18 protein-coding genes are annotated in these 20,626 nt (G+C 64.2%); 16 read left to right on the top strand and 2 right to left on the bottom strand.

What is annotated here, in order from left to right; translation table 11 throughout:
• The first annotated feature begins 12 nt into the window (after positions 1–12).
• From VSR72_RS04790 to VSR72_RS04750, 9 genes are all read left to right on the top strand, one after another.
• The gene (locus VSR72_RS04790) at positions 13–792 is read left to right on the top strand and encodes a DeoR/GlpR family DNA-binding transcription regulator (protein ID WP_342951268.1); all 780 of its coding nucleotides are present in this window, start codon (positions 13–15) and stop codon (positions 790–792) included.
• A 225-nt stretch (positions 793–1,017) separates the two neighbouring features.
• The gene (gene glpD / locus VSR72_RS04785; RefSeq protein ID WP_342951267.1) at positions 1,018–2,568 is read left to right on the top strand and encodes a glycerol-3-phosphate dehydrogenase; all 1,551 of its coding nucleotides are present in this window, start codon (positions 1,018–1,020) and stop codon (positions 2,566–2,568) included.
• Positions 2,569–2,659: 91 nt separating this feature from the next.
• Complete coding sequence (glpK, locus tag VSR72_RS04780) at positions 2,660–4,162, top strand: glycerol kinase GlpK (protein WP_342951266.1); 1,503 nt, start codon at positions 2,660–2,662, stop codon at positions 4,160–4,162.
• A 111-nt stretch (positions 4,163–4,273) separates the two neighbouring features.
• The gene (locus tag VSR72_RS04775) at positions 4,274–4,990 is read left to right on the top strand and encodes an MIP/aquaporin family protein (RefSeq protein ID WP_028203061.1); all 717 of its coding nucleotides are present in this window, start codon (positions 4,274–4,276) and stop codon (positions 4,988–4,990) included.
• Positions 4,991–5,209: 219 nt separating this feature from the next.
• Positions 5,210–6,073 carry a fumarylacetoacetate hydrolase family protein gene (locus VSR72_RS04770; protein WP_342951265.1) on the top strand — a complete coding sequence of 288 codons (864 nt, stop codon included), beginning with the start codon at positions 5,210–5,212 and terminating at the stop codon, positions 6,071–6,073.
• Positions 6,070–6,822 (top strand): SDR family NAD(P)-dependent oxidoreductase, encoded by a 753-nt coding sequence (locus tag VSR72_RS04765; protein WP_342951264.1) that lies wholly within the window; start codon positions 6,070–6,072, stop codon positions 6,820–6,822. The genes VSR72_RS04770 and VSR72_RS04765 overlap by 4 nt, the downstream gene beginning before the upstream one ends.
• 146 nt (positions 6,823–6,968) lie before the next feature.
• Complete coding sequence (locus VSR72_RS04760; RefSeq protein ID WP_342951570.1) at positions 6,969–8,267, top strand: MFS transporter; 1,299 nt, start codon at positions 6,969–6,971, stop codon at positions 8,265–8,267.
• Between the two features lie 24 nt (positions 8,268–8,291).
• Positions 8,292–9,470: an L-rhamnonate dehydratase gene (gene rhmD / locus VSR72_RS04755; RefSeq protein WP_201696319.1), complete on the top strand. Its 1,179-nt coding sequence runs from the start codon at positions 8,292–8,294 to the stop codon at positions 9,468–9,470.
• A 42-nt stretch (positions 9,471–9,512) separates the two neighbouring features.
• The gene (locus tag VSR72_RS04750; RefSeq protein ID WP_342951263.1) at positions 9,513–10,295 is read left to right on the top strand and encodes an SDR family NAD(P)-dependent oxidoreductase; all 783 of its coding nucleotides are present in this window, start codon (positions 9,513–9,515) and stop codon (positions 10,293–10,295) included.
• 16 nt (positions 10,296–10,311) lie between these two features.
• On the opposite strand, the gene VSR72_RS04745 is transcribed toward VSR72_RS04750, so the two are convergent.
• Positions 10,312–11,304, bottom strand: coding sequence for a LysR family transcriptional regulator (locus tag VSR72_RS04745; protein WP_342951262.1), 993 nt, complete (start codon positions 11,302–11,304; stop codon positions 10,312–10,314).
• Between the two features lie 202 nt (positions 11,305–11,506).
• Here VSR72_RS04745 and rhaM point away from each other — a divergent pair, with 202 nt between their 5' ends.
• From rhaM to rhaS, 6 genes are all read left to right on the top strand, one after another.
• Positions 11,507–11,821 (top strand): L-rhamnose mutarotase, encoded by a 315-nt coding sequence (gene rhaM / locus VSR72_RS04740; protein WP_321909459.1) that lies wholly within the window; start codon positions 11,507–11,509, stop codon positions 11,819–11,821.
• A gap of 20 nt (positions 11,822–11,841) precedes the next feature.
• Entirely contained in the window at positions 11,842–12,747 is a 906-nt protein-coding gene (locus tag VSR72_RS04735) for an amidohydrolase family protein (protein WP_342951261.1), read from the top strand.
• A gap of 28 nt (positions 12,748–12,775) precedes the next feature.
• Positions 12,776–14,317 carry a sugar ABC transporter ATP-binding protein gene (locus VSR72_RS04730; RefSeq protein ID WP_342951260.1) on the top strand — a complete coding sequence of 514 codons (1,542 nt, stop codon included), beginning with the start codon at positions 12,776–12,778 and terminating at the stop codon, positions 14,315–14,317.
• Positions 14,314–15,369, top strand: coding sequence for an ABC transporter permease (locus VSR72_RS04725; RefSeq protein ID WP_342951259.1), 1,056 nt, complete (start codon positions 14,314–14,316; stop codon positions 15,367–15,369). Before VSR72_RS04730 ends, VSR72_RS04725 begins: the two co-directional genes overlap by 4 nt.
• On the top strand, positions 15,362–16,381 hold the full coding sequence (locus tag VSR72_RS04720; RefSeq protein WP_342951258.1) for an ABC transporter permease: 1,020 nt from the start codon (positions 15,362–15,364) through the stop codon (positions 16,379–16,381). The genes VSR72_RS04725 and VSR72_RS04720 overlap by 8 nt, the downstream gene beginning before the upstream one ends.
• Positions 16,382–16,472: 91 nt before the next feature.
• Entirely contained in the window at positions 16,473–17,480 is a 1,008-nt protein-coding gene (gene rhaS, locus VSR72_RS04715) for a rhamnose ABC transporter substrate-binding protein (RefSeq protein ID WP_342951257.1), read from the top strand.
• Between the two features lie 580 nt (positions 17,481–18,060).
• On the opposite strand, the gene VSR72_RS04710 is transcribed toward rhaS, so the two are convergent.
• Complete coding sequence (locus tag VSR72_RS04710) at positions 18,061–18,996, bottom strand: LysR family transcriptional regulator (RefSeq protein WP_342951256.1); 936 nt, start codon at positions 18,994–18,996, stop codon at positions 18,061–18,063.
• 275 nt (positions 18,997–19,271) lie between these two features.
• On the opposite strand from VSR72_RS04710, the gene VSR72_RS04705 reads away from it, so the two are divergent.
• Positions 19,272–20,609 carry an MFS transporter gene (locus VSR72_RS04705; RefSeq protein ID WP_342951255.1) on the top strand — a complete coding sequence of 446 codons (1,338 nt, stop codon included), beginning with the start codon at positions 19,272–19,274 and terminating at the stop codon, positions 20,607–20,609.
• Positions 20,610–20,626 lie beyond the last annotated feature (17 nt).

The raw sequence follows: 20,626 nt of genomic DNA, 5'->3' as shown, positions 1-20,626 counted from the left end.
ACCCGAGAGCCAATGACACGAGATCCTCGCCTCACCCTGAACGCGCGCCAGCAGGAAATGCTCGAATGGGTGCAACGCGACGGCTTCGTCACGGTCGACGATCTCGCCTCGCATTTCGACGTCACGCCGCAAACCATCCGCCGCGACGTGAACTGGCTCGCCGACATGAATCTGCTGCGCCGCTATCACGGCGGCGCGAGTCTGCCCACGAGCGCGGAAAACGTCTCGTACAGCGCGCGGCAGCACATGTTCCACGAGGAGAAGCGCCGTATCGCGGCGCTGGCGGCCCAGCACATTCCCGATCAGGCATCGCTCTTCATCAACCTCGGCACCACGACCGAGGAAGTCGCACGCGCGCTCAATCATCATCAGGGTCTGCGCGTCGTCACGAACAATCTCAACGTGGCGAGCGTGATGAGCGGCTATCCCGACTGCGAAGTGATGATCACCGGTGGTGTCGTACGGCCGTGGGACAAGGGCATCGTCGGCGAACACACCATCGACTTCATCCGCCAGTTCAAGGTGGATTACGCGATCATCGGAACCTCGGCCATCGAAACCGACGGCACGCTGCGCGACTTCGACACGCGCGAGGTGCGCGTGGCGCAGGCCATCATCGAGCATGCGCGCACGGTCTACCTCGTGGCCGATCATTCGAAAGTCGGCCGCCCGGCGCTCGTGCGCCAGGGGCATCTGAGCCAGGTTCACGCGCTCTTCACCGACCAGCCGCTGCCCGAGGACATGAACGAGGCGGTTCTCGCCGCGGGCACGCAGGTTCACGTCGCCGCGTAAGCCGCGCGGTTTCTCCATTTCCGGTCTGAAATCGGGCGCGTTCCCTCGCGGATACGCGCTCTCGCCCCGTTTTCATTCGCGCATAACGAACGTTCGATACCGGTTCGTTTACGCACTGCTTTCGTTCCTTTTCCCGTAAACCGAACCTTTACTTTTTCGTTCATGTTCGATAAATTTCGAATTCGAACATTTTGAGGTTCGTTTCTCTTTCAGGGACACAGCAGGGTGACTCAACAGAACCGGTACGATCTGCTCGTCGTGGGCGGTGGGATCAACGGCGCGGGCATCGCGCGCGACGCGGCCGGCCGCGGGTTGTCGGTGCTCCTTTGCGAGCAGGACGACCTCGCCTCGCATACCTCGTCGTCCAGCACCAAGCTGATTCACGGCGGGCTGCGCTATCTCGAGTACAAGGAATTCGGGCTCGTGCGCAAGGCGCTGCAGGAGCGCGAAACGTTGCTGCGCGCGGCGCCCCACATCATGTGGCCGCTGCGTTTCGTCATGCCGCACATGCCGAACCTGCGTCCCGCATGGCTCATTCGCATGGGCCTGTTCCTCTACGATCATCTGGCGAAGCGCGAATTGCTGCCGGGCTCGCGCGGCATCGACATGCGCCGCCATGCGGCGGGTGAGCCGCTCATCGATTCGATCCAGCGTGGCTTCGTGTATTCGGACGGCTGGGTCGACGACGCGCGCCTAGTCGTGCTCAATGCGCTCGACGCGCAAGAGCGCGGCGCGCAAATCCTCACGCGCACGAAGCTCGTTTCCGCCGTGCGCACGAATGCCACGAACGCTGCGGATAGCGAATGGCAGGCGCTCCTGCGCCGCCCGGACGGCAGCACCTTCGACGTGCGGGCTCGCGCCATCGCCAACGCGGCTGGCCCGTGGGTGGGCGAGGTGCTGCACGGTGCGCTCGGGCGCGGCGCGCAGCATAGCGTGCGGCTCGTGAAGGGCAGTCATATCGTCACGAAGCGCCTGTTCGATCACGACCACGCGTACATCTTCCAGAACCCGGACAAGCGCATCATCTTCGCGATTCCGTACGAGCACGACTTCACGCTCATCGGCACGACCGACGTGGAGTATCACAACGACCCCGCGAAGGTGTCGATCGACAGCGACGAAACGCGTTATCTGTGCGAGTCGATCAACCGCTATTTCAAACGCAAGATCTCGCCCGCCGACGTGCAATGGACCTACTCGGGCGTGCGTCCGCTGCTCGAGGAAGAGGGCGCGGAGAATGCGTCCGCCGTCACGCGCGACTACAAGCTCGAACTCGACGAAACCGCTGGCGCGCCGCTGCTTTCGGTGTTCGGCGGCAAGATCACGACTTTCCGCAAGCTCGCGGAAGAGGCTTCGGACATGCTGTGCCGCGTGCTCGGCCACGCCGCGCCTTCGTGGACCGCTGGCGTGCCGCTGCCCGGCGGCGATATCGCGCACGCGCGTTTCGAGCCCTTTGCACAGGACTTCGCGAAGCGCCATGCGTGGCTGCCTGCCGCGCTGGCGCGCCGCTACGCGCGTGCGTATGGCACGCGCGCCGAGCGTCTTTTGGGCAATGCGCAATCGCTCGCAGGCCTCGGCGCCGAAGTCGCACCTGGCATCTACGAAGCCGAATTGCGCTACCTGTGCGCCGCCGAATGGGCCACGCGCGCTGAAGACGTGCTGTGGCGCCGTTCGAAGCTGGGCCTCCATGTCGAACCGGGCACGCTCAATGGCGTGGCCGCCGCAATCGATCACTGGTTTGCCGCAACAAGCGCGACGGCGACCGCGCAGCACTGAAGTTCGCCGGCATCAAGCAACTTGAAGTACCCCCCCACGCGCTGTCCCCCGCGGCGCGTCATCACAACTAGTACAGACGGAGATGAGAGACATGCAGGAACAGTACATTCTTGCGCTCGACCAGGGCACCACGAGTTCGCGCGCCATGCTTTTCGACCGCCAGGGCAACATCGTTTCGATCGCCCAGAAGGAGTTCGAACAGATTTATCCGCAGCCGGGCTGGGTCGAGCACGATCCGCAGGAAATCTGGTCGACGCAGGCCGGCGTGGCCGCCGAAGCCGTCACGCGCGCGGGCATGAACGGCACCAACATCGCCGCGATCGGCATTACGAATCAGCGCGAGACGACCATCGTCTGGGACCGCGAGACGGGCCATCCCATCTATAACGCCATCGTGTGGCAGGACCGCCGCACGGCCGACTTCTGCGACGCGCTCAAGGCGCGCGGCCTCGAAGAGAAAGTGCGCGCGAAGACCGGCTTGCCGATCGATTCGTACTTCTCGGCCACCAAGATTCGCTGGATTCTCGACAACGTGCCCGGCGCGCGCGAAAAGGCTCGGCGGGGCTTGCTCGCGTTCGGCACTGTGGACAGCTGGCTCGTGTGGAACTTCACGAAGCATGAGCTGCACGTGACCGACGTGACGAACGCGTCGCGCACCATGCTTTTCAATATCCACACGCGCCAATGGGACGACGAGCTGCTCGACGCGCTCGAAATTCCGCGCAGCATGCTGCCCGAAGTCCGTTCGTCCTCCGAAATTTACGGTCCGACCAAGACCACGGTGTTCGCCTCGAAGATTCCGCTGGCCGGCATCGCGGGCGACCAGCAGGCCGCGATGTTCGGCCAGATGTGCACGAGCACGGGCATGGTGAAGAACACGTACGGCACGGGCTGCTTCCTGATGATGAACACGGGCACGAAGCCCATCGAGTCGAAGAACAACCTCGTGACGACGATCGCCTGGCAGATCGGCGACGAGGTGAACTACGCGCTCGAAGGCAGCATCTTCATTGCGGGCGCGGTGGTGCAGTGGTTGCGTGACGGCATGGGCATCATCAAGAGCGCGCCGGAAATCGAAGCGCTCGCCGCGAGCGTGCCGCATACGGATGGCGTGTACCTCGTGCCGGCCTTCGCGGGCCTCGGCGCGCCGCACTGGAACGCGCACGCACGCGGCACGCTGTTCGGCGTGACGCGCGGCACGACCTCGGCGCATCTCGCGCGCGCGGCGCTCGATTCGATCGCATACCAGTCGCTCGACGTGCTGGCGGCGATGGAAGCGGATGCGGGCATCAGCGTGGGCGAGTTGCGCGTGGACGGCGGCGCGAGCGCGAACAATCTGCTCATGCAGTTCCAGGCAGACTTGCTCGGCGTGGATGCGGTGCGCCCGAAGATCACCGAAACCACGGCGCTCGGCGCGGCCTACCTCGCAGGCCTCGCAACGGGCTACTGGCAGAACGTGGGCGAACTGCAGAGCCAGTGGAAACTCGACCGCCGCTTCGCTCCGTCAATGCCGGCCGCGCAGGTCGACGCCTGCCGCGCGGGCTGGCAGCGTGCGGTGCGCGCGGCCAAGGCCTGGGCGGACGACTCGCACTGAGCGGCGCGGTCAGCTTTTCAATAACCAAGCATAACTAATTAACATAACCCGCATCCGGATTGCATGCGCCTCGTGCGCGTGCACCGCGCGGGCAGAGAGACTACGACAATCATGTCACCCTATATTGCGGAATTCATCGGCACGGCCATTCTCGTGCTGCTAGGCAACGGCGCCGTTGCCAACGTGCTGCTTGCGAAAACGAAGGGCAAGGGCGCCGACCTCATCGTCATCGTGATGGGTTGGGCGATGGCCGTATTCGTGGCGGTCTACGTGACTGCCTCGTTCAGCGGCGCGCACCTCAATCCGATCGTGACGATCAGCCTCGCGCTCGCGGGCAAGTTCGCGTGGTCGAAGGTCGGCGGATATATCGCGGCGCAGATGCTCGGCGGCATGGCGGGCGCACTGCTCGTGTGGCTCGCCTATCGACAGCACTTCGCGAACGAAGCCGATCCGGATATCAAGCTCGCGGTGTTTTGCACGGCGCCCGCCATTCGCAGCAAGCGGCACAACGTGTTGACGGAGGCGATCTGCACCTTCGTGCTGATCCTCGGCGTGCTTTATCTGGCTTCGCCGCAGGTGGGCCTCGGCGCGCTCGACGCGCTGCCCGTGGGCCTGCTCGTGCTCGGCATCGGCATTTCGCTTGGCGGCCCGACCGGCTACGCGATGAGCCCGGCGCGCGATCTCTCGCCGCGCATCATGCATGCGCTGCTGCCCATTCCGGGCAAGCGTGACAGCGACTGGCGCTATGCCTGGATTCCGGTGTTCGGGCCGCTTGCTGGCGGCGCGGCCGCGGCCGGTCTCTATCATTACCTGCACGCGATGCACTGACCGATAGCGCGCTTTCAGCGAAGGCGCGTTGCACTGCACAAAACCCGCGAACGCCAAGGCGTTCGCGGGTTTTTGTTTATCTGAATACCCACGACGCATAACGCTACAAAGGGCGCGATCCGGTTTCGCTATCGCCCCATGCGGCTTTCGGATTGTTCGGCTATCGCGGCGCACCTATATTGGCTGTCAACGATCCATTCCAATATCAGGAGACGCCGCATGAAGCTGGTCCGTTGGGGCAGTAAGGGTGCTGAGAAGCCGGGCGCAATCGACAACGAGGGGCGCGTGCGCGATCTCTCCGGCGTCGCCCCGGATGTGGCAGGCATTGGCCTCGGCGCCGCCGCGCTGCGCGAAATCGCGGCACTCGATCTCGCCACCTTGCCGCTCGTTCCCGCCAATACTCGCCTTGGCCCCTGCGTGGGCAGCGTCGGCAAGATCGTCTGCGTGGGCCTCAATTATTCCGACCACGCCGCCGAATCGAACATGCCCGTGCCGAAGGAGCCCGTGCTCTTCCTCAAGGCAACGAGTTCCATTACCGGCCCCAACGACGACGTGCTGATTCCCCCGGGAGCTACGAAGGTCGATTGGGAGGTCGAGCTTGGCGTGGTGATCGGCGAAGAAGCGCGCAATGTGCCGCGCGAGCGCGCGCTCGATTATGTGGCCGGTTATTGCGTGGTCAACGATGTTTCCGAGCGCGAATGGCAGATCGAGCGCGGCGGCCAGTGGGACAAGGGCAAGGGCTACGACACCTTCGCACCGCTCGGCCCCTGGCTCGTCACGCGCGACGAAGTGGCCGACCCGCAGGCGCTCGACATGTGGCTCGAAGTCGACGGCAAGCGCTACCAGAACGGCAACACGCGCACGATGATCTTCGACGTGGCCACGCTCGTTTCCTATATCAGCCAGTTCATGAGCTTGCAGCCAGGCGATGTGATCTCGACAGGCACGCCGCCTGGCGTGGGCATGGGGCAGAAGCCCGAGCCCATCTATTTGCGCGCGGGCCAGACCATGCGGCTCGGCGTGAGCGGGCTCGGCGAACAACAGCAACGTCTCGTGGCGGAACAAGGAGGGCAGGCGCAATGAATCAACTGGATCTGAAGGGTCGCGTGATGGTCGTAACGGGCGGCGCGCGCGGTCTGGGTTATGCCGTGGCACAACGTGCACTGCGTTCGGGCGCGGCCGTCGCGCTGTGGGACATCGACACCGAGCGCCTCGAACGCGCACGCAGCGAATTGTCGGAGTTCGGCAACGTTTCGGTGGTAAAGGTCGAGTTGACCGATGAAGCCTCGGTCGAGGCCGCCGCGCAGCAAACCGTGAAGACGCACGGCGCGATTCATGCGCTCGTGAACAGCGCGGGCATTACGGGCGGCAACGGTCTCACGTGGGAGCTGCCCGTGGACGTGTGGCGCCGCGTGATCGAAGTGAATCTTATCGGCAGCTACCTTACCTGCCGCGCGGTGGTGCCGCGCATGATCGAGCAGGGGTACGGGCGCATCGTCAATATCGCCTCGGTTGCGGGCAAGGAAGGCAATCCGAATGCTTCGCACTACAGTGCATCGAAGGCCGGGCTCATCGGGCTGACCAAGTCGCTTGGCAAAGAGCTTGCCACGAAGGGCGTGCTCGTCAACGCCGTGACGCCGGCGGCTGCCAAGACTGAGATTTTTGATTCGATGTCACAGCAGCATATCGACTACATGCTCGCGAAGATCCCGATGAACCGCTTCCTGATGCCGGACGAGGCAGCCTCGATGATCGTGTGGCTCACGACGGAAGACTGTGCGTTCAGCACCGGCTCGGTGTTCGATCTTTCGGGCGGACGCGCGACGTATTGAGGCAGGAAGCATGACCCGCGTGCGTTGGCAGTCCGAAGCGCGCGGGATCGCGATAACGGCGCGGTGGTAAAAGAAGAGCGCCGGCACCGGAGACATCGATCTTGACCGAGGCACCCACATTGGCAGAAACCGCCGGCCGCAAGGCCATGCGCCGCCTCTTGCCCTTCCTGCTCCTGATGTACGTGCTCGCGTTTCTCGACCGCGCGAACATTGGCTTCGCGCAAAAGGCGCTCCAGCACGATACGGGCCTATCGGACGCGGCATTCGCGTTCGGCGCGGGCGTGTTCTTCGTCGGCTACGCGCTCTTCGAAGTGCCTAGCAATCTCGCGCTGCACCGCGTGGGCGCGCGGATCTGGATGTGCCGCATCATGGTCACGTGGGGCCTGATCTCCGCGGCGATGGCGTGGGTGCAGTCGCCCACCTCGTTCTACGTGCTGCGATTTCTGCTGGGCGTGGCCGAAGCGGGCTTCTTCCCCGGCATCATCTATTACCTCACGCAGTGGTTTCCGCAGTCCTCTCGTGCGCGTGCCATCGGCGTCTTCTATTTCGGCGCGCCGCTCGCGTTCATCTTCGGTGGGCCTTTGTCAGGACTTCTGATCGACATGCACGGCACCTTCGGCCTGGCGGGCTGGAAGTGGCTCTTTCTCGTTGAAGGGGCGCTGGCTTCAGCCGTGGGTGTGTGGGCCTTCTGGTATCTCGTCGATAAGCCCGAGGACGCGCGCTGGCTGAGCGCCGATGAACGACGCGCGCTCACCAGTGCAATCCAGCTCGATGCGCGTGAAGCAGCCGAGCACGGCCCGCGCGATGCGCTCGCCGCGTTGTTCGATCGCCGCGTGCTCGCCTATGCCGGCATCTATGCGCTGATCCAGATGAGCGTGTACGGCGTGATCTTCTTTCTGCCGCAGCAGGTGGCCTCGCTCGTGGGCGCGTCCGTTGGGTTGAAGGTGGGCCTGCTCGCGGCCGTGCCCTGGCTTTGCGCTGTGGCGCTTACATGGATCGTGCCGCGTCGTGCAGATCGTTTGGGCGGTCATCGCGCGTGGGCTGCGCGCCTGCTCGTGATGTCGGGTGTCGGCATCGCAGTCTCGGGCCTGGCCGGAGGCCTGGGCGGTACCGCGGGCGCAATCGTCGCGATGATCGGCCTATGTTGTGCGGCGAGCGGCTTCATTGCGGCGCAGCCACTCTTCTGGACCTTCCCGGCGCGCGACCTTGCAGGTGCGGCCTCGGCCAGCGGCATCGCGCTCATCAATTCGCTCGGCGGACTGGGCGGTTTCGTCGCACCGATGCTGCGCGCCGCCGCCGACCGCAATTTTGCTTCACACGCAGCGGGCCTCGAACTGCTCGGCCTTGCGAGCATTGCCGCCGCGCTGCTCATTCTTATCGTCGCGCCGCGCGCCGTTACGCCGGCGGCTCGTTCGTTCGAGCCGACCGTGCGGCGCGCGCGTTAATTCACTACACAGGAGCTACGTCACATGGCCATGCCAACCATCAAACACGTGCGAGCCTTCACCGTGCGCGGCGGCGGCGCCGACTATCACGATCAACCCGACGGCCACTGGATCGACGACCATATTTCCACGCCGATGGCGCGCTATCCCGAGTATCGCCAGAGCCGCCGCTCGTTCGGCATCGACGTGCTCGGCACGCTCGTCGTGGAAGTGGAGGCGAGCGACGGCACCGTGGGTTTTGCCGTGACCACGGGTGGCGAGATTGGCGCGTTCATCGTCGAGAAGCATCTCGCGCGCTTTCTCGAAGGGCAGCGCGTGACCGACATCGAAAAGATGTGGGATCAGATGTACTACGCCACGCTGTACTACGGCCGCAAGGGCGTTGTGCTCAACACCATTTCGGGCGTCGATCTCGCGCTGTGGGATTTGCTCGGGCAGATCCGCAAGGAGCCCGTGTATCAACTGCTAGGCGGCCCCGTGCGCGACGAGCTGATGTTCTATGCGACCGGCGCGCGCCCCGACCTCGCGAAGGAAATGGGCTTCATCGGCGGCAAGCTGCCGTTGCTGCATGGGCCGGCCGAAGGTGAAGAGGGCCTCAGAAAGAACCTCGAACTGCTCGCCACGATGCGCGAACGCGTGGGCGACGACTTCTGGCTCATGTACGACTGCTGGATGAGCCTCGACGTCCGTTATGCCACGCGCCTCGCCCAGGCCGCGAAAGAGTACGACCTCAAGTGGATCGAGGAATGCCTGCCGCCCGACGACTACTGGGGCTATGCCGAACTGCGCCGCAACGTGCCGCGCGGCATGATGGTGTCCACGGGCGAACACGAGGCCACGCGCTGGGGCTTTCGCATGCTGCTGGAAATGGGGTGCTGCGATCTGATCCAGCCCGACGTGAACTGGTGCGGCGGCATGACCGAACTCATCAAGATCTCGGCGCTCGCCGACGCGCACAACGTGCTGGTCGTGCCGCATGGCTCATCGGTGTACAGCTATCACTTCGTCGTGACGCGCCATAACTCGCCGTTCGCGGAATTCCTCATGATGGCGCCGAAGGCCGACAAGGTGGTGCCGATGTTCACACCGCTGCTGCTCGACGAGCCCGTGCCGGTGAAAGGACGGCTCAAGGTGCCGGACGCGCCGGGCTTCGGCGTGCGGCTCAATCCGGACTGCAAACTTTCGCGGCCTTACACGCACTAAGCGCACTAAGCGACGCTCATCGAAAGCTACGAGGAGAAACACGTGCTGCTCAAGGACAAGGTGGTGATCGTCACCGGCGGGTCGCGCGGCATTGGCCGCGCCATAGCGATTGCAAGCGCCCGCGAGGGCGCCGATGTCGCGATCAACTACTGGGGCGACAACGACGCCTCGTACGGCCGCCGCTCGGCGATCGACGAGGTGTTGGGCGAGATCGAGCGGCTAGGGCGCCGCGCGATCGCGCTGGAAGGCAACGTGGCTGCGCCGCAAACGGGCGTGGATCTCGTGCGCCAGACGGTGGAGCGCTTCGGCAAGGTCGATGTGCTCGCAAGCAATGCGGGCATTTGCCCGTTCCATTCGTTTCTCGACATGCCGCCCGCCGTGCTCGAACGCACGATCGGCGTGAACCTGAACGGCGCGTTCTACGTGACCCAGGCGGTTGCGCGGCAAATGAAGGAGCAGGGCACGGGCGGCGCGATCGTGGCGACGAGTTCGATCAGCGCGCTCGTGGGCGGCGGCATGCAGACGCATTACACGCCCACGAAGGCCGGCGTGCATTCGCTCATGCAGTCATGCGCGATTGCGCTGGGGCCCTATGGCATACGCTGCAATTCGGTGTTGCCGGGCACCATCGCCACCGACCTGAACGCCGAAGACCTGAGCGACACAAGCAAGCGCGAGTACTTCGAAACGCGCATTCCGCTAGGCCGGCTGGGCGCGCCCGAGGACGTGGCCGAATGCGTGGTGTTTCTCGCCTCGGACCGCGCACGCTATGTGACAGGCGCGGCGCTGCTAGTGGATGGCGGGCTCTTCGTGAATCTGCAGTGAGCCTTAAGTCAACGTATCAATGAGGAGCGAGCGCGGCTGCGTGCGAACCACCGTGAGCGATATCGTCCATCTTGAAGGGCTGCGAAAAACGCCGCAGCAGGCCGACGAAATGCTCGGCGGGCTCGGCAAGCGGCTCGTTCTTGCGCGTGAGCACGCCGTAGCCGGGCAGGCTCTTGCCAATTTCGAGCGGCAGCACGACGAGCAGCTTGCCGCGCACATGGTCGCGCACGACCGGCTCGGGAAGCATGGCCACGGCGTCGAAGCTTTCGAGCAGTTGCAGCGTGGCGAAGATCGAGGCCGACTCCGTGAGATTGGCGGGCGTGCCGAGACCGGCGCGCGCGAGTTCGCCTTCGAAGAGTTCGCGCGCGGGGCTCGTAATGGGCTGCGCCACCCACGGCCAGTCCATCAGCTCCGCGAGCGTGACGTGCTCTCGCCGCGCAAGCGGATGGCGCGCGCGCACTACGAGCACGAGCGTTTCGCGTGCGATCGGCTCGAAGCTGAAGTCGTTGTGCTGCAGCGGCGTGGTGAGGCGCCCGAGCGCGAGATCGACTTCGCGGCGATGCAGCAACTGCACGACCTGGTCGCTCGTTTCGCCGAGGATGCGCACGTGCAGCAGCGGCCGTTCGGTCTTGAGCGTGGCGACGGCTTGCGCGAGCAGGTCGGGCGCGGCGCCCATGATCGCGCCCACGGTGAGCTGGCCGTGGCCGCCGCGGCGCTTCACGTCGAGGTCTTCGGCAAAGCGCGTGAGTTCGGCGAGCGCGCGGCGCGCGTAGGCGAGCGTGACGACGCCGAGCGCGGTGGGCTGCATGCCGCGCGCGTTGCGCTCGAAGAGGCGGAAGCCGAACGCTTCCTCGATATCGCTCAGCATGCGGCTCGCGCTGGGCTGGGCCACGTTGATGGCATCGGCGGCTTGATGAACGTTGCGTGCGTCGTCGAGCGCGACGAGCAAGGCGAGGTGTTTGAATCTGAGCCGGTTGACGAGTGAGATGACGGCAGTTTGATGATTCATGGAGCGATCCGGTTTGTGCATCGCCCGATCCCAACATCGGATTGGTTGGCTATCGATGCGGGAATTATAGTCGGATCACAACGCAGCTAACTACGTAAAAACGCGTGCCGTTGTGTGCTGCGAAGCCAGGGCAAATACCGAGGCAACGCAGGCCACAACCCCAAAAGCGCACGCTGAAACAAGGCTGGACGGAGACACGATCATGGAGACAATTGCGTTTCGCATGCAGCTCGATCCCGGCAAACGGGACGAATACGAGCGGCGTCACCGCGAAATCTGGCCCGAGCTTGCGAGCGCGCTACGCGATGCGGGCGTGAAGAACTACCGCATCTTTCTCGACGAAGCGACACATCATCTTTTTGCCGTGCTCGAACGCCGCGACGATCACACCATGGACGCGCTGCCCGAGTTGCCCGTCATGCGTAAATGGTGGGATTACATGGCCGACATCATGCAGACGGATGCACACAACGTGCCGCTGCAACAGCCACTCGTGCAGGTCTTTCATCTGCCTTGAGCACACGCGAGGAACATGCCATGCAGGTCGTCGATCCGCACGTCCACTTCTGGAACCTCGATACGCATCATTACCCGTGGCTCGCGAATCCGGGTACGTCATTCGTATGCGATGCGCGCGAACTCAAGCATAACTATCTGCCCGCCGACTTGCTGCGCGAGGCCGGCGACATCGACGTGCTCAAGGTCGTGCACGTCGAAGCGAATCACGATCCGGACGATCCGGTCGAGGAAACGCGCTGGCTGGAGTCGATCGCGGACAACGCAGCGAACGCGGGCGAGGCGCGCGCTTTGCCGGATGCCATCGTCGCGGCCTGCGATCTGAGCGCACCCAACGCCGCAGCGGTACTCGAAGCGCACGCCGCGTTTGCGCGCACGCGCGGCATTCGCCAGATTCTTAACGTCCACGAGAACAAGCTCTACGACTATGTGGGGCGGCACTACATGCGGGAGGCCACGTGGCGTGAAAATTTCGCGCTGCTGGAAAAGCACGGTCTTTCATTCGACCTCCAGCTTTATCCCTCGCAGATGGAAGAGGCCGCCGCACTCGCCCGAGCGCATCCCGGCATTCAGATCGTGATCAACCATGCGGGTATGTTCGTCGACCGCAACAGCGTGGCGGGCTACCGCGCATGGCGCGAAGGGCTGCGCTTGCTCGCGGCATGCCAGAACGTGACCGTGAAAGTTAGCGGACTGGCGATGTTCGACCATGAGTGGAGCGTCGAAAGTCTGCGCCCTTATGTTCTGGAAACGATCGACGCATTCGGAGCGGACCGTGCGATGTTCGCCTCGAACTTTCCGGTGGACCGCCTGTTCGGCGGCTATTCGAAGCTTTGGCATGCGTACGCGCAGATCGTGAGCGGCGCAAGCGAGAGCGAGCAGGCGGCGCTATTTCGCGGCAACGCTGAACGTATCTACCGCATTTGAGTGTGCGCGCAACGACATGGAGACAGGCGTGGAAGCAGAAGCAAAATTCAGGGCCGGCGATACTCCGCGGCTCGAACTGCGTAACGCGAGCAAATCGTTCGGGCGCGTGCGCGCGCTCATCGACGGCAGCTTGAGGCTAATGCCCGGCGAGGTGCACGCGCTGCTCGGCGAAAACGGTGCGGGCAAGTCCACGCTCGTGAAGATCCTCGCGGGCGTACACCGGCCCGATGGCGGTGAAATGCATATCGACGGTGTGGCGTGCGAGTTCGCGACGCCCGCCCAGGCACGCGACGCCGGTATCGCGGTGATTTATCAGGAACCCACACTGTTCTTCGATCTGTCGATTGCGGAGAACATTTACATGGGGCGTCAGCCCGTGGATCGCGTGGGCCGCATCGACTACGCCACAATGCATCGCGAAGTGGCGGCGCTGCTCGCATCGCTCGGCGTCGATCTGAAGGCCGAGCGGCTCGTGCGCGGCCTTTCGATTGCGGACCAGCAGGTGATCGAAATCGCCAAGGCGCTTTCGCTGAACGCAAACGTGCTGATCATGGACGAGCCCACGGCCGCGCTTTCGCTGCCCGAAGTCGAGCGGCTCTTCACGATCGCGCGCACGCTGCGCGACCGGGGCGTGGCGATTCTCTTCATCACGCACCGGCTCGAAGAAGTGTTCGCGCTCACGCAGCACGTGACGATCATGCGCGACGGCGCCAAGGTGTTCGACGCGCCCACGGCCACGCTCAAGACCCAGGACATCGTCGCGAAGATGGTGGGGCGCGACCTCGCCACGTTCTACCCGAAGGCCGAGGTGCAGCCGGGCGAAGTGATGCTGCGCGTGCGCGGCCTCACGCGGCGCGGCGTATTCAAGGACATTTCGTTCGACGTGCGCGCGGGCGAGATCGTCGCGCTCGCGGGACTCGTGGGTGCGGGGCGCAGCGAAGTGGCGCGCGCGATATTCGGCATCGACCCGTGCGATGCGGGGCAGGTCCAGATCGCGGGCAAACCGCTCGCCTCAGGCATGCCCGCCGCCGCCGTGAAAGCAGGACTCGCGCTCGTGCCCGAGGACCGGCGTCAGCAAGGTCTCGCGCTCGAGCTGAGCATTGCGCGTAACGCGTCGCTCACGGTGCTCGGGCGGCTCGTGCGCTTTGGCCTCATCTCTACGGGGCGCGAAGTGCAGCTTGCCGGGCAGTGGGGCACGCGTCTGCGCTTGAAGGCGAGCGATCTGAATGCACCCGTGGGCACGCTTTCGGGCGGCAACCAGCAGAAGGTGGTGCTCGGCAAGTGGCTCGCCACGGGGCCGAAGGTGCTCATCATCGACGAACCGACGCGCGGTATCGATGTGGGCGCGAAGGCGGAAGTCTACGGCGCGCTCGCGGAACTCGTGAAAGAGGGCATGGCCGTGCTGATGATTTCGAGCGAGTTGCCTGAAGTGCTCGGCATGGCCGACCGCGTGCTCGTCATGCATGAAGGCCGCATCACCGCCGACATCGCACGTGCCGACGCCAACGAAGAGCGCATCATGAGCGCCGCGCTCGGCGAAACCAACATTCACCTGGGGCACGCCGCATGATGCGCCATTCCACTTCTCCTCATCCGCTGCACGGCGGCGAGCCGCGCCCGCAGCGGCGCAACGCGGGCGCGTTGGCCGAAGCGCTGGCGCGCAGCCGCGAGACCACGCTCTTCGTCGTGCTGCTGCTGATCGTGGGCGGCACGGCGCTCGCGCGGCCGCAATTCCTCAACCTGCAGAATCTGCGCGACGTGCTCCTCAACGTCTCCATCGTGAGCTTGCTCACGGCGGGCATGACGATCGTGATCTTGATGCGCCATATCGATCTCTCGATCGGTTCGACGGTTGGCATCAGCGCCTATGGCGTGGGCAGTCTCTACGTGGCGTTCCCGCATATGCCCGTGCTCGTGGCGCTGGTCGCGGGACTCGTCATCGGACTCGTTGCGGGCGCAATCAATGCGCTGCTCGTGGCGGTGGGGCGCGTGCCGTCGCTCGTCGCGACGCTCTCCACGCTCTACATCTTCCGGGGCGCCGATTACGCGTGGGTGCACGGCGGCCAGATCAACGCAACGAGCTTGCCCGACGCGTTTTCGCGTCTCGCCACGGGCTCCGTGTTCGGCATTCCGGTGCTGGCGCTCATCGCGCTCGTGTTGCTCGCCGCGCTCTCCGTGTATCTCAAGCAGTTCCGGCCGGGGCGAGAGTACTACGCGATCGGCTCGAACCCGGAGGCGGCGCGGCTTGCCGGTATCAACGTGGAACGCCGCGTAGCGACGGGATTTTTGATCAGCGGCGCGATTGCGGGCCTCGCGGGCGCGCTGTGGCTCGCCCGCTTCGGCACCGTGGATGCGAGCACCGCGAAGGGCATCGAACTGCAGGTGGTCGCGGCGGCCGTGGTCGGCAGCGTGGCGATCACGGGCGGCGTGGGCACGATACTCGGCGCGACGCTCGGTGCGCTCGTGCTGGGCGTGATCAGCATCGCGCTCGTGGTGCTGCACGTCTCGCCCTTCTGGGAACAGGCGATTCAAGGCGCGCTGATCGTGGCCGCCATCGCCGCCGATACGCTGCTCGCCCGCTCTGTGGCAAAACGCATGATGAGGAAACGCGACCATGGCTAAGAACGCCCCGAAACCCGACGCCGCGCTGCTCACGCGCAAGCCTGGCTTGCCCCTTGGCTGGGAAGCGCTGCTCGTCGTCATACTCATTGCATCGCTGGTCGTGGGGCGCGTGCTTTCGCCTGTGTTCCTCACGGGCGCGAACATCAGCAACGTGCTTGCGGACCTCACAGAAGTCGCGCTCATGGCCTTGCCGATGACGCTCATCATCGTCGCCGCCGAAATCGATCTTTCGGTGGCATCGGTGCTAGGCGCATCGAGCGCCTTGCTGGGCGTGCTCTGGCACATGGGCTTGCCGATGCCGGTTGCGATGGCGCTCGTGCTCGTGGCGGGCGGCCTCGCGGGCCTCTTCAACGGGCTCGTGATCGTGAAGCTCAATCTGCCTTCGCTCGCGGTGACGATCGGCACGCTCGCACTCTTTCGCGGGCTGGCGTACGTGCTGCTCGGCGACCAGGCGATTGCCGACTTTCCGCCGGGCTATACGCTCTTCGGCATGAGCAACCTGGGCAGCACGTTCATTCCGCTGCCGTTCCTGATCGTGGCGGCGTGCGCCATCGTGTTCACGATCTTGCTGCAAGCCACGGCTTTCGGCCGCAGTCTCTTCGCGATTGGTGCGAACAGCACGGCCGCGTCGTTCTCGGGCATCGACGTGCCGAAGATCAAGCTACGCCTCTTCGTGCTGTCGGGCGTGATGAGCGCGCTCGCGGGCATTGTCTATACGCTGCGCTTTACGAGCGCGCGCGGCGACAACGGCGAGGGCTTCGAGCTTTCGGTAATCGCGGCGGTGCTGTTTGGCGGCGTGAGCATTTTCGGTGGGCGCGGCTCGATGTATGGCGTGCTGCTCTCGCTCCTGATCATAGGTGTGCTGAAGAATGCGCTCACGCTCGTCGACGTGTCGAGCGAGACGCTCACGATCGTGACCGGGGCGCTGCTGCTCGCTTCGGTGCTGATCCCGAATCTCGCGGCGCGCTGGCGCACGCTGCGCGACCGGCGTGCGCTTGCGCGGGCCGCATGAACGTGGTGTGAAAGAAGGCAAGGAAGTAGAAGGGAAAAAAGCAGGCAGTCAATCGACCGGATGCGTCCGGTACCCATCGAGGAGACGATTCATGAGAAAGCCAGTACGTCACGTGTGCACGGCCTTGCTGTGCGCGATGCTAGTGGGAGGCGGTGTCGCGGCGCACGCCGCAGGCATCAAGGAGGGGCTGAAGATCGCGTTCGTGCCCAAGCAGATTAACAATCCCTATGAGGTGATCGCCGATAACGGCGGCATGGACGCCATCAAGGAGTTCAAGGGCGAGGGCAAGGTGGTTGGGCCATCGGACGCGGGCGCGTCCTCGCAGGTTTCGTACATCAATACGCTCACCACGCAGCACCAGAACGCCATCGTCATCGCGGCCAATGATGCGAACGCGCTCGTGCCGTATTTGAAGCGTGCGATGGACCAGGGCATCAAGGTCGTCACGTTCGACTCGGACACCGCGCCCGAAGGGCGGCAAATCTTCGTGAACCAGGCGAACGCGGAGAGCATTGGCCGCGGCCAGATCCAGCTCGTTTCGAAGCTGATGGGCGGCGAGGGCGAATTCGCGATTCTTTCGGCTACGCCCAATGCGACGAACCAGAACACCTGGATCAAGTGGATGCAGGAAGAATTGAAGAAGCCCGAGTATTCGAAGATGAAGCTCGTGAAGATCGCCTACGGCAACGACGACGATCAGAAGTCTTTCGTCGAAACGCAAGGCTTGCTGCAGGCGTATCCGAACCTGAAGGCAATCGTTGCGCCCACATCGGTCGGCATCGCGGCGGCGGCGCGTTATATCTCTTCTTCGCCGAGCAAGGGCAAGGTGGCGGTGACGGGCCTCGGCACGCCTAACCAGATGCGCGCGTTCGTGAAGAACGGCACCGTGAAGGCGTTCCAGCTTTGGGATCCGGGTGCACTCGGTTATCTCGCTGCGTATGCTGCGGCCAATCTGGCTTCGGGCACGATCACGGGCAAGGAAGGCGAGTCGTTCGAAGCGGGCAAGCTGGGTAAGCGCACGATCGGCAAGAGTGGTGAGGTGATTCTTGGGCCGCCCACCACGTTCGATGCTTCGAATATCGATAACTTCAACTTCTGATTCGCGTTGCTTGTCTGATTGGCGTGGCGTGCAAAACGACCCGGCTTTGCCGGGTCGTTTAAAGCCGACGCTTTATACGTTTTACTTTGCAACAGAGTTGGCCAGACAAAATAGAGGATTGCCGGGTAGCCATCGGTGCGATCCGGCGCTGCTTGCAATGGCAGCGCTGTTCCACGATATCGGAAAGCTCGATGTGCCCGAACGCATCCTGGATAAGCCGGCGCGTTTGACGCACGAAGAATTCCGCATCGTTCAAACACATACCGTTGCGGGCGCTGAGATGGTTTCGCGAATGACGCTGGATATGTCATCTACGGCGAAATGCATGCTGGAAGAGATCTGTTGCTTCCACCACGAAAGGTGGGACGGCTCCGGTTATCCGCAAGGTCGCAGGGGGGGCGATATACCGTATGGCGCGCGCGTTGTCGCGATCTGTGACGCCTACGATGCGATGGTCCATGATCGCGTGTATGCCCACGCACATTCGCATGAAGCGGCGCGCGAGATTATTGCCCGGGGCCGCGGCGTGCTGTTCGATCCGTATCTCGCGGACGATTTTCTTTCTATCCTTCCCAGCCTTTCAATCGTGTCGTGGACCGACGGCATTGGCCTCGTTGAGCATGCGTTCGGTGAGCGCCAGCGCGACTTCTCCGGCCGGAGACATGGTCCGCTCCGCAAGCGAGACGAGCGCGAATTCGAGGCCGGTACGCAACGCATCGGCCAGGGGCACGGCAGCGAGCGTCCCCGCTTCGAGCTCGCGCCGCGTCACCGACGCCGTAGCGAATAGCAAAGCATCGCTGGTTTCGACGTAGCCCTTCAGTACGCGAACGTCATTGCACTCGAGCTGGATCGGAACGGGCTCGTGTGAACGGATCTTCAGTAGCCGGCGCATTGCGTTGCGCATGTACTGCGGCAAAGGCACGGTCACGATCGGATAGTCGCGCAGCGCGCTCGACGCAACCGGTCCGCGCTGCATCAGCGGATGGCCGGGTCGCGCAAACCAGTTGCCGTTGTGCCGCGGCAGACGCCGTATGCACAGTGACGTGTCGTCGGGCAGCACACGCCGGTCGAGCACTAGGAAATCCAGTTGCTCCCTGAGCAACATGTCGATCATGACGTGCGCGTGATTGAGTTCGGCTTTCATCTGCACGTTCGGATAACTGGTTGCGAACGCTGTCAGCAGATCGGGCAACAGCAACGCCGCCGGATAGGGTCCCAGCCCGATGCGGACTTCACCGGCCTCATGTGTCTTCAGCAATTCGACGTCGCGCACGAGACAGCCGGCTTCGAACAGCACGCGGCGCGCGCGTTCGATGATCAGCTTGCCCGCCTGCGTGACCACGACGCCGCGCGTCGCGCGATCGAACAGGCGCAGCCCGAGTTCTTCCTCGATCGCCTGCACGCTGCGGCTGAGCGCGGGCTGGCTCAGATGGATGCGTTCGGCCGCGCGCGCGAAGCTGCCTTCCTCGGCGAGGACGACGATATGGTTCAGCCGGCGGACGCTGATTTCGCGCAACGTGAAGGGTCTCCGGAAAATGTCGACGTTCTGGGTGATGCCGCGGCAAGACGCGACACCGCAAGATAACGAAGATCGCGATCGCTGGCAACGCGGAGATTGCCCGAAATCGCGGCGCGGATGCGGCCCCGATATCGATGCACTTCATGCATCGATTCGATGCAAAGAATGCAGTGGTGTAATCGGTCGGCACGTCGTTCAATGTCGGGCACGCGGCAGCGGGGCGGCGATCGGTGTCGGCCGGCGCGACGACAAAGGCCGCGACAGGAGACACCATGACGTGTGACGCGAGCGGTAAGGGCCGGCGATGGATGATCGTCGCCGGACTGTTTTTCTTCCTGGCGATCAACTTCGCCGACAAGTCGCTCATCGGGCTCGCTGCCGGACCGATCATGCGCGACCTGCATCTCACCCACGCAGGATTCGGGCGCATCGCGGCAAGCTTTTATGCGTTTTTTTCGGTTTCCGCATTGCTGGTCGGGTTGCTCGCCAATCGCGTCAAAACGCGCTGGCTGCTGTTTGGCATGGCTGTGATCTGGTCGCTCTCGCAGGCGCCGCTGCTGGTGTACGCGACGCCCGCCACGCTGCTCGTGTCGCGCCTCTTGCTGGGCGCGAGCGAAGGGCCGGCGTTTCCCGTCGCCGTGCATGCGCTCTACAAGTGGTTTCCCGATCGCGAGAGAATGGTTCCATCTGCACTGCTGACGATTGGCGCGGCATTCGGAGCAGGCTTCATCGCGCCGGGAATCACGGCGGTGATTGCTGCCTACGGCTGGCATGCCGCTTTTAAGTTGCTCGCCATCGTCGGACTCGTCTGGAGCGCGGGATGGCTCTGGCTCGGCAAGGAGGGACCGCTCGATATGCACGCCGGCCACAGCGACATCGAATCACGCATCGAGAGTCCTGCGCTGCCAAAACGCGTTCCGCTGCGTGCGCTGCTCCTCGCGCGCACCTGTGTCGGCTGCGATCTCGGCGGATTCGCCGCCTACGCGATTCTCGCGGTCGCGACGGTCTGGCTGCCGAGTTACCTCGTGCGCGTGGGCGGCTATTCGATGGAGCAGGTTGGCTGGATCGTCGTGCTGCCCGCATTCGGTCAGATGATCGCCTCGCCGGCGTTGAGCGGCTGGTCCCAGTGGCTCTTGAAGCGCGGCGTTTCCAGCCGCCATGCGCGCGGAACGCTCGGCGCAGCCGCGGTCGTTGTGTCCGGCGCGGCGCTGGCGCTGATGCCGTTCGTGCCAGCCGGGCCGCTTCTCGTCGCGGCCGTGACTGTCGCGTTCTCGCTTGCTTCGTTCACGTTCGTCACCGGCGTCACGCTCGCCGGTGAAATCGTGCCGGGCGCGCAGCGCGGCGGCGTACTCGGCATCAACATCGGCATCACGACGCTCGCTGGTTTGATCACGCCTGCCGTGATCGGCCTCGTCATCGACCGGTCTGCGGACGTTGTCACGGGGTATCGCGTCGGCATGATGCTGGCCGGTGGATTCTCCGTGATCGCAGGTTTGCTTGCCGCCTGGCTGATCCATCCCGAGGCGGACCGTCTCCGCTTCATCGCACACGCCACGCGCGATGTCCAGACTTGCCATGGGCCGCATGGCGCGCGGCAAACCATCCAGTAACGCCGCACGGCGTCCTT

Source organism: Paraburkholderia sp. JHI869, from assembly GCF_038900775.1.
In the GTDB taxonomy this organism is placed as follows: domain Bacteria; phylum Pseudomonadota; class Gammaproteobacteria; order Burkholderiales; family Burkholderiaceae; genus Paraburkholderia.
The sequence above is the reverse complement of the archived record's forward strand: the minus strand, read 5'-3'. Positions and strand labels throughout refer to the sequence as shown.

Bases quoted from the DNA above. Each gene is read 5' to 3' on its own strand.
- glpK (WP_342951266.1), top strand. From the start codon at position 2,660: ATGCAGGAACAGTACATTCTTGCGCTCGACCAGGGCACCACGAGTTCG.
- VSR72_RS04725 (WP_342951259.1), top strand. From the start codon at position 14,314: ATGATGCGCCATTCCACTTCTCCTCATCCGCTGCACGGCGGCGAGCCG.
- VSR72_RS04705 (WP_342951255.1), top strand. From the start codon at position 19,272: ATGACGTGTGACGCGAGCGGTAAGGGCCGGCGATGGATGATCGTCGCC.
- rhmD (WP_201696319.1), top strand. From the start codon at position 8,292: ATGGCCATGCCAACCATCAAACACGTGCGAGCCTTCACCGTGCGCGGC.
- VSR72_RS04775 (WP_028203061.1), top strand. From the start codon at position 4,274: ATGTCACCCTATATTGCGGAATTCATCGGCACGGCCATTCTCGTGCTG.
- VSR72_RS04720 (WP_342951258.1), top strand. From the start codon at position 15,362: ATGGCTAAGAACGCCCCGAAACCCGACGCCGCGCTGCTCACGCGCAAG.
- rhaS (WP_342951257.1), top strand. From the start codon at position 16,473: ATGAGAAAGCCAGTACGTCACGTGTGCACGGCCTTGCTGTGCGCGATG.
- VSR72_RS04735 (WP_342951261.1), top strand. From the start codon at position 11,842: ATGCAGGTCGTCGATCCGCACGTCCACTTCTGGAACCTCGATACGCAT.
- VSR72_RS04765 (WP_342951264.1), top strand. From the start codon at position 6,070: ATGAATCAACTGGATCTGAAGGGTCGCGTGATGGTCGTAACGGGCGGC.
- VSR72_RS04790 (WP_342951268.1), top strand. From the start codon at position 13: ATGACACGAGATCCTCGCCTCACCCTGAACGCGCGCCAGCAGGAAATG.
- VSR72_RS04760 (WP_342951570.1), top strand. From the start codon at position 6,969: ATGCGCCGCCTCTTGCCCTTCCTGCTCCTGATGTACGTGCTCGCGTTT.
- VSR72_RS04745 (WP_342951262.1), bottom strand. From the start codon at position 11,304: ATGAATCATCAAACTGCCGTCATCTCACTCGTCAACCGGCTCAGATTC.
- rhaM (WP_321909459.1), top strand. From the start codon at position 11,507: ATGGAGACAATTGCGTTTCGCATGCAGCTCGATCCCGGCAAACGGGAC.
- VSR72_RS04770 (WP_342951265.1), top strand. From the start codon at position 5,210: ATGAAGCTGGTCCGTTGGGGCAGTAAGGGTGCTGAGAAGCCGGGCGCA.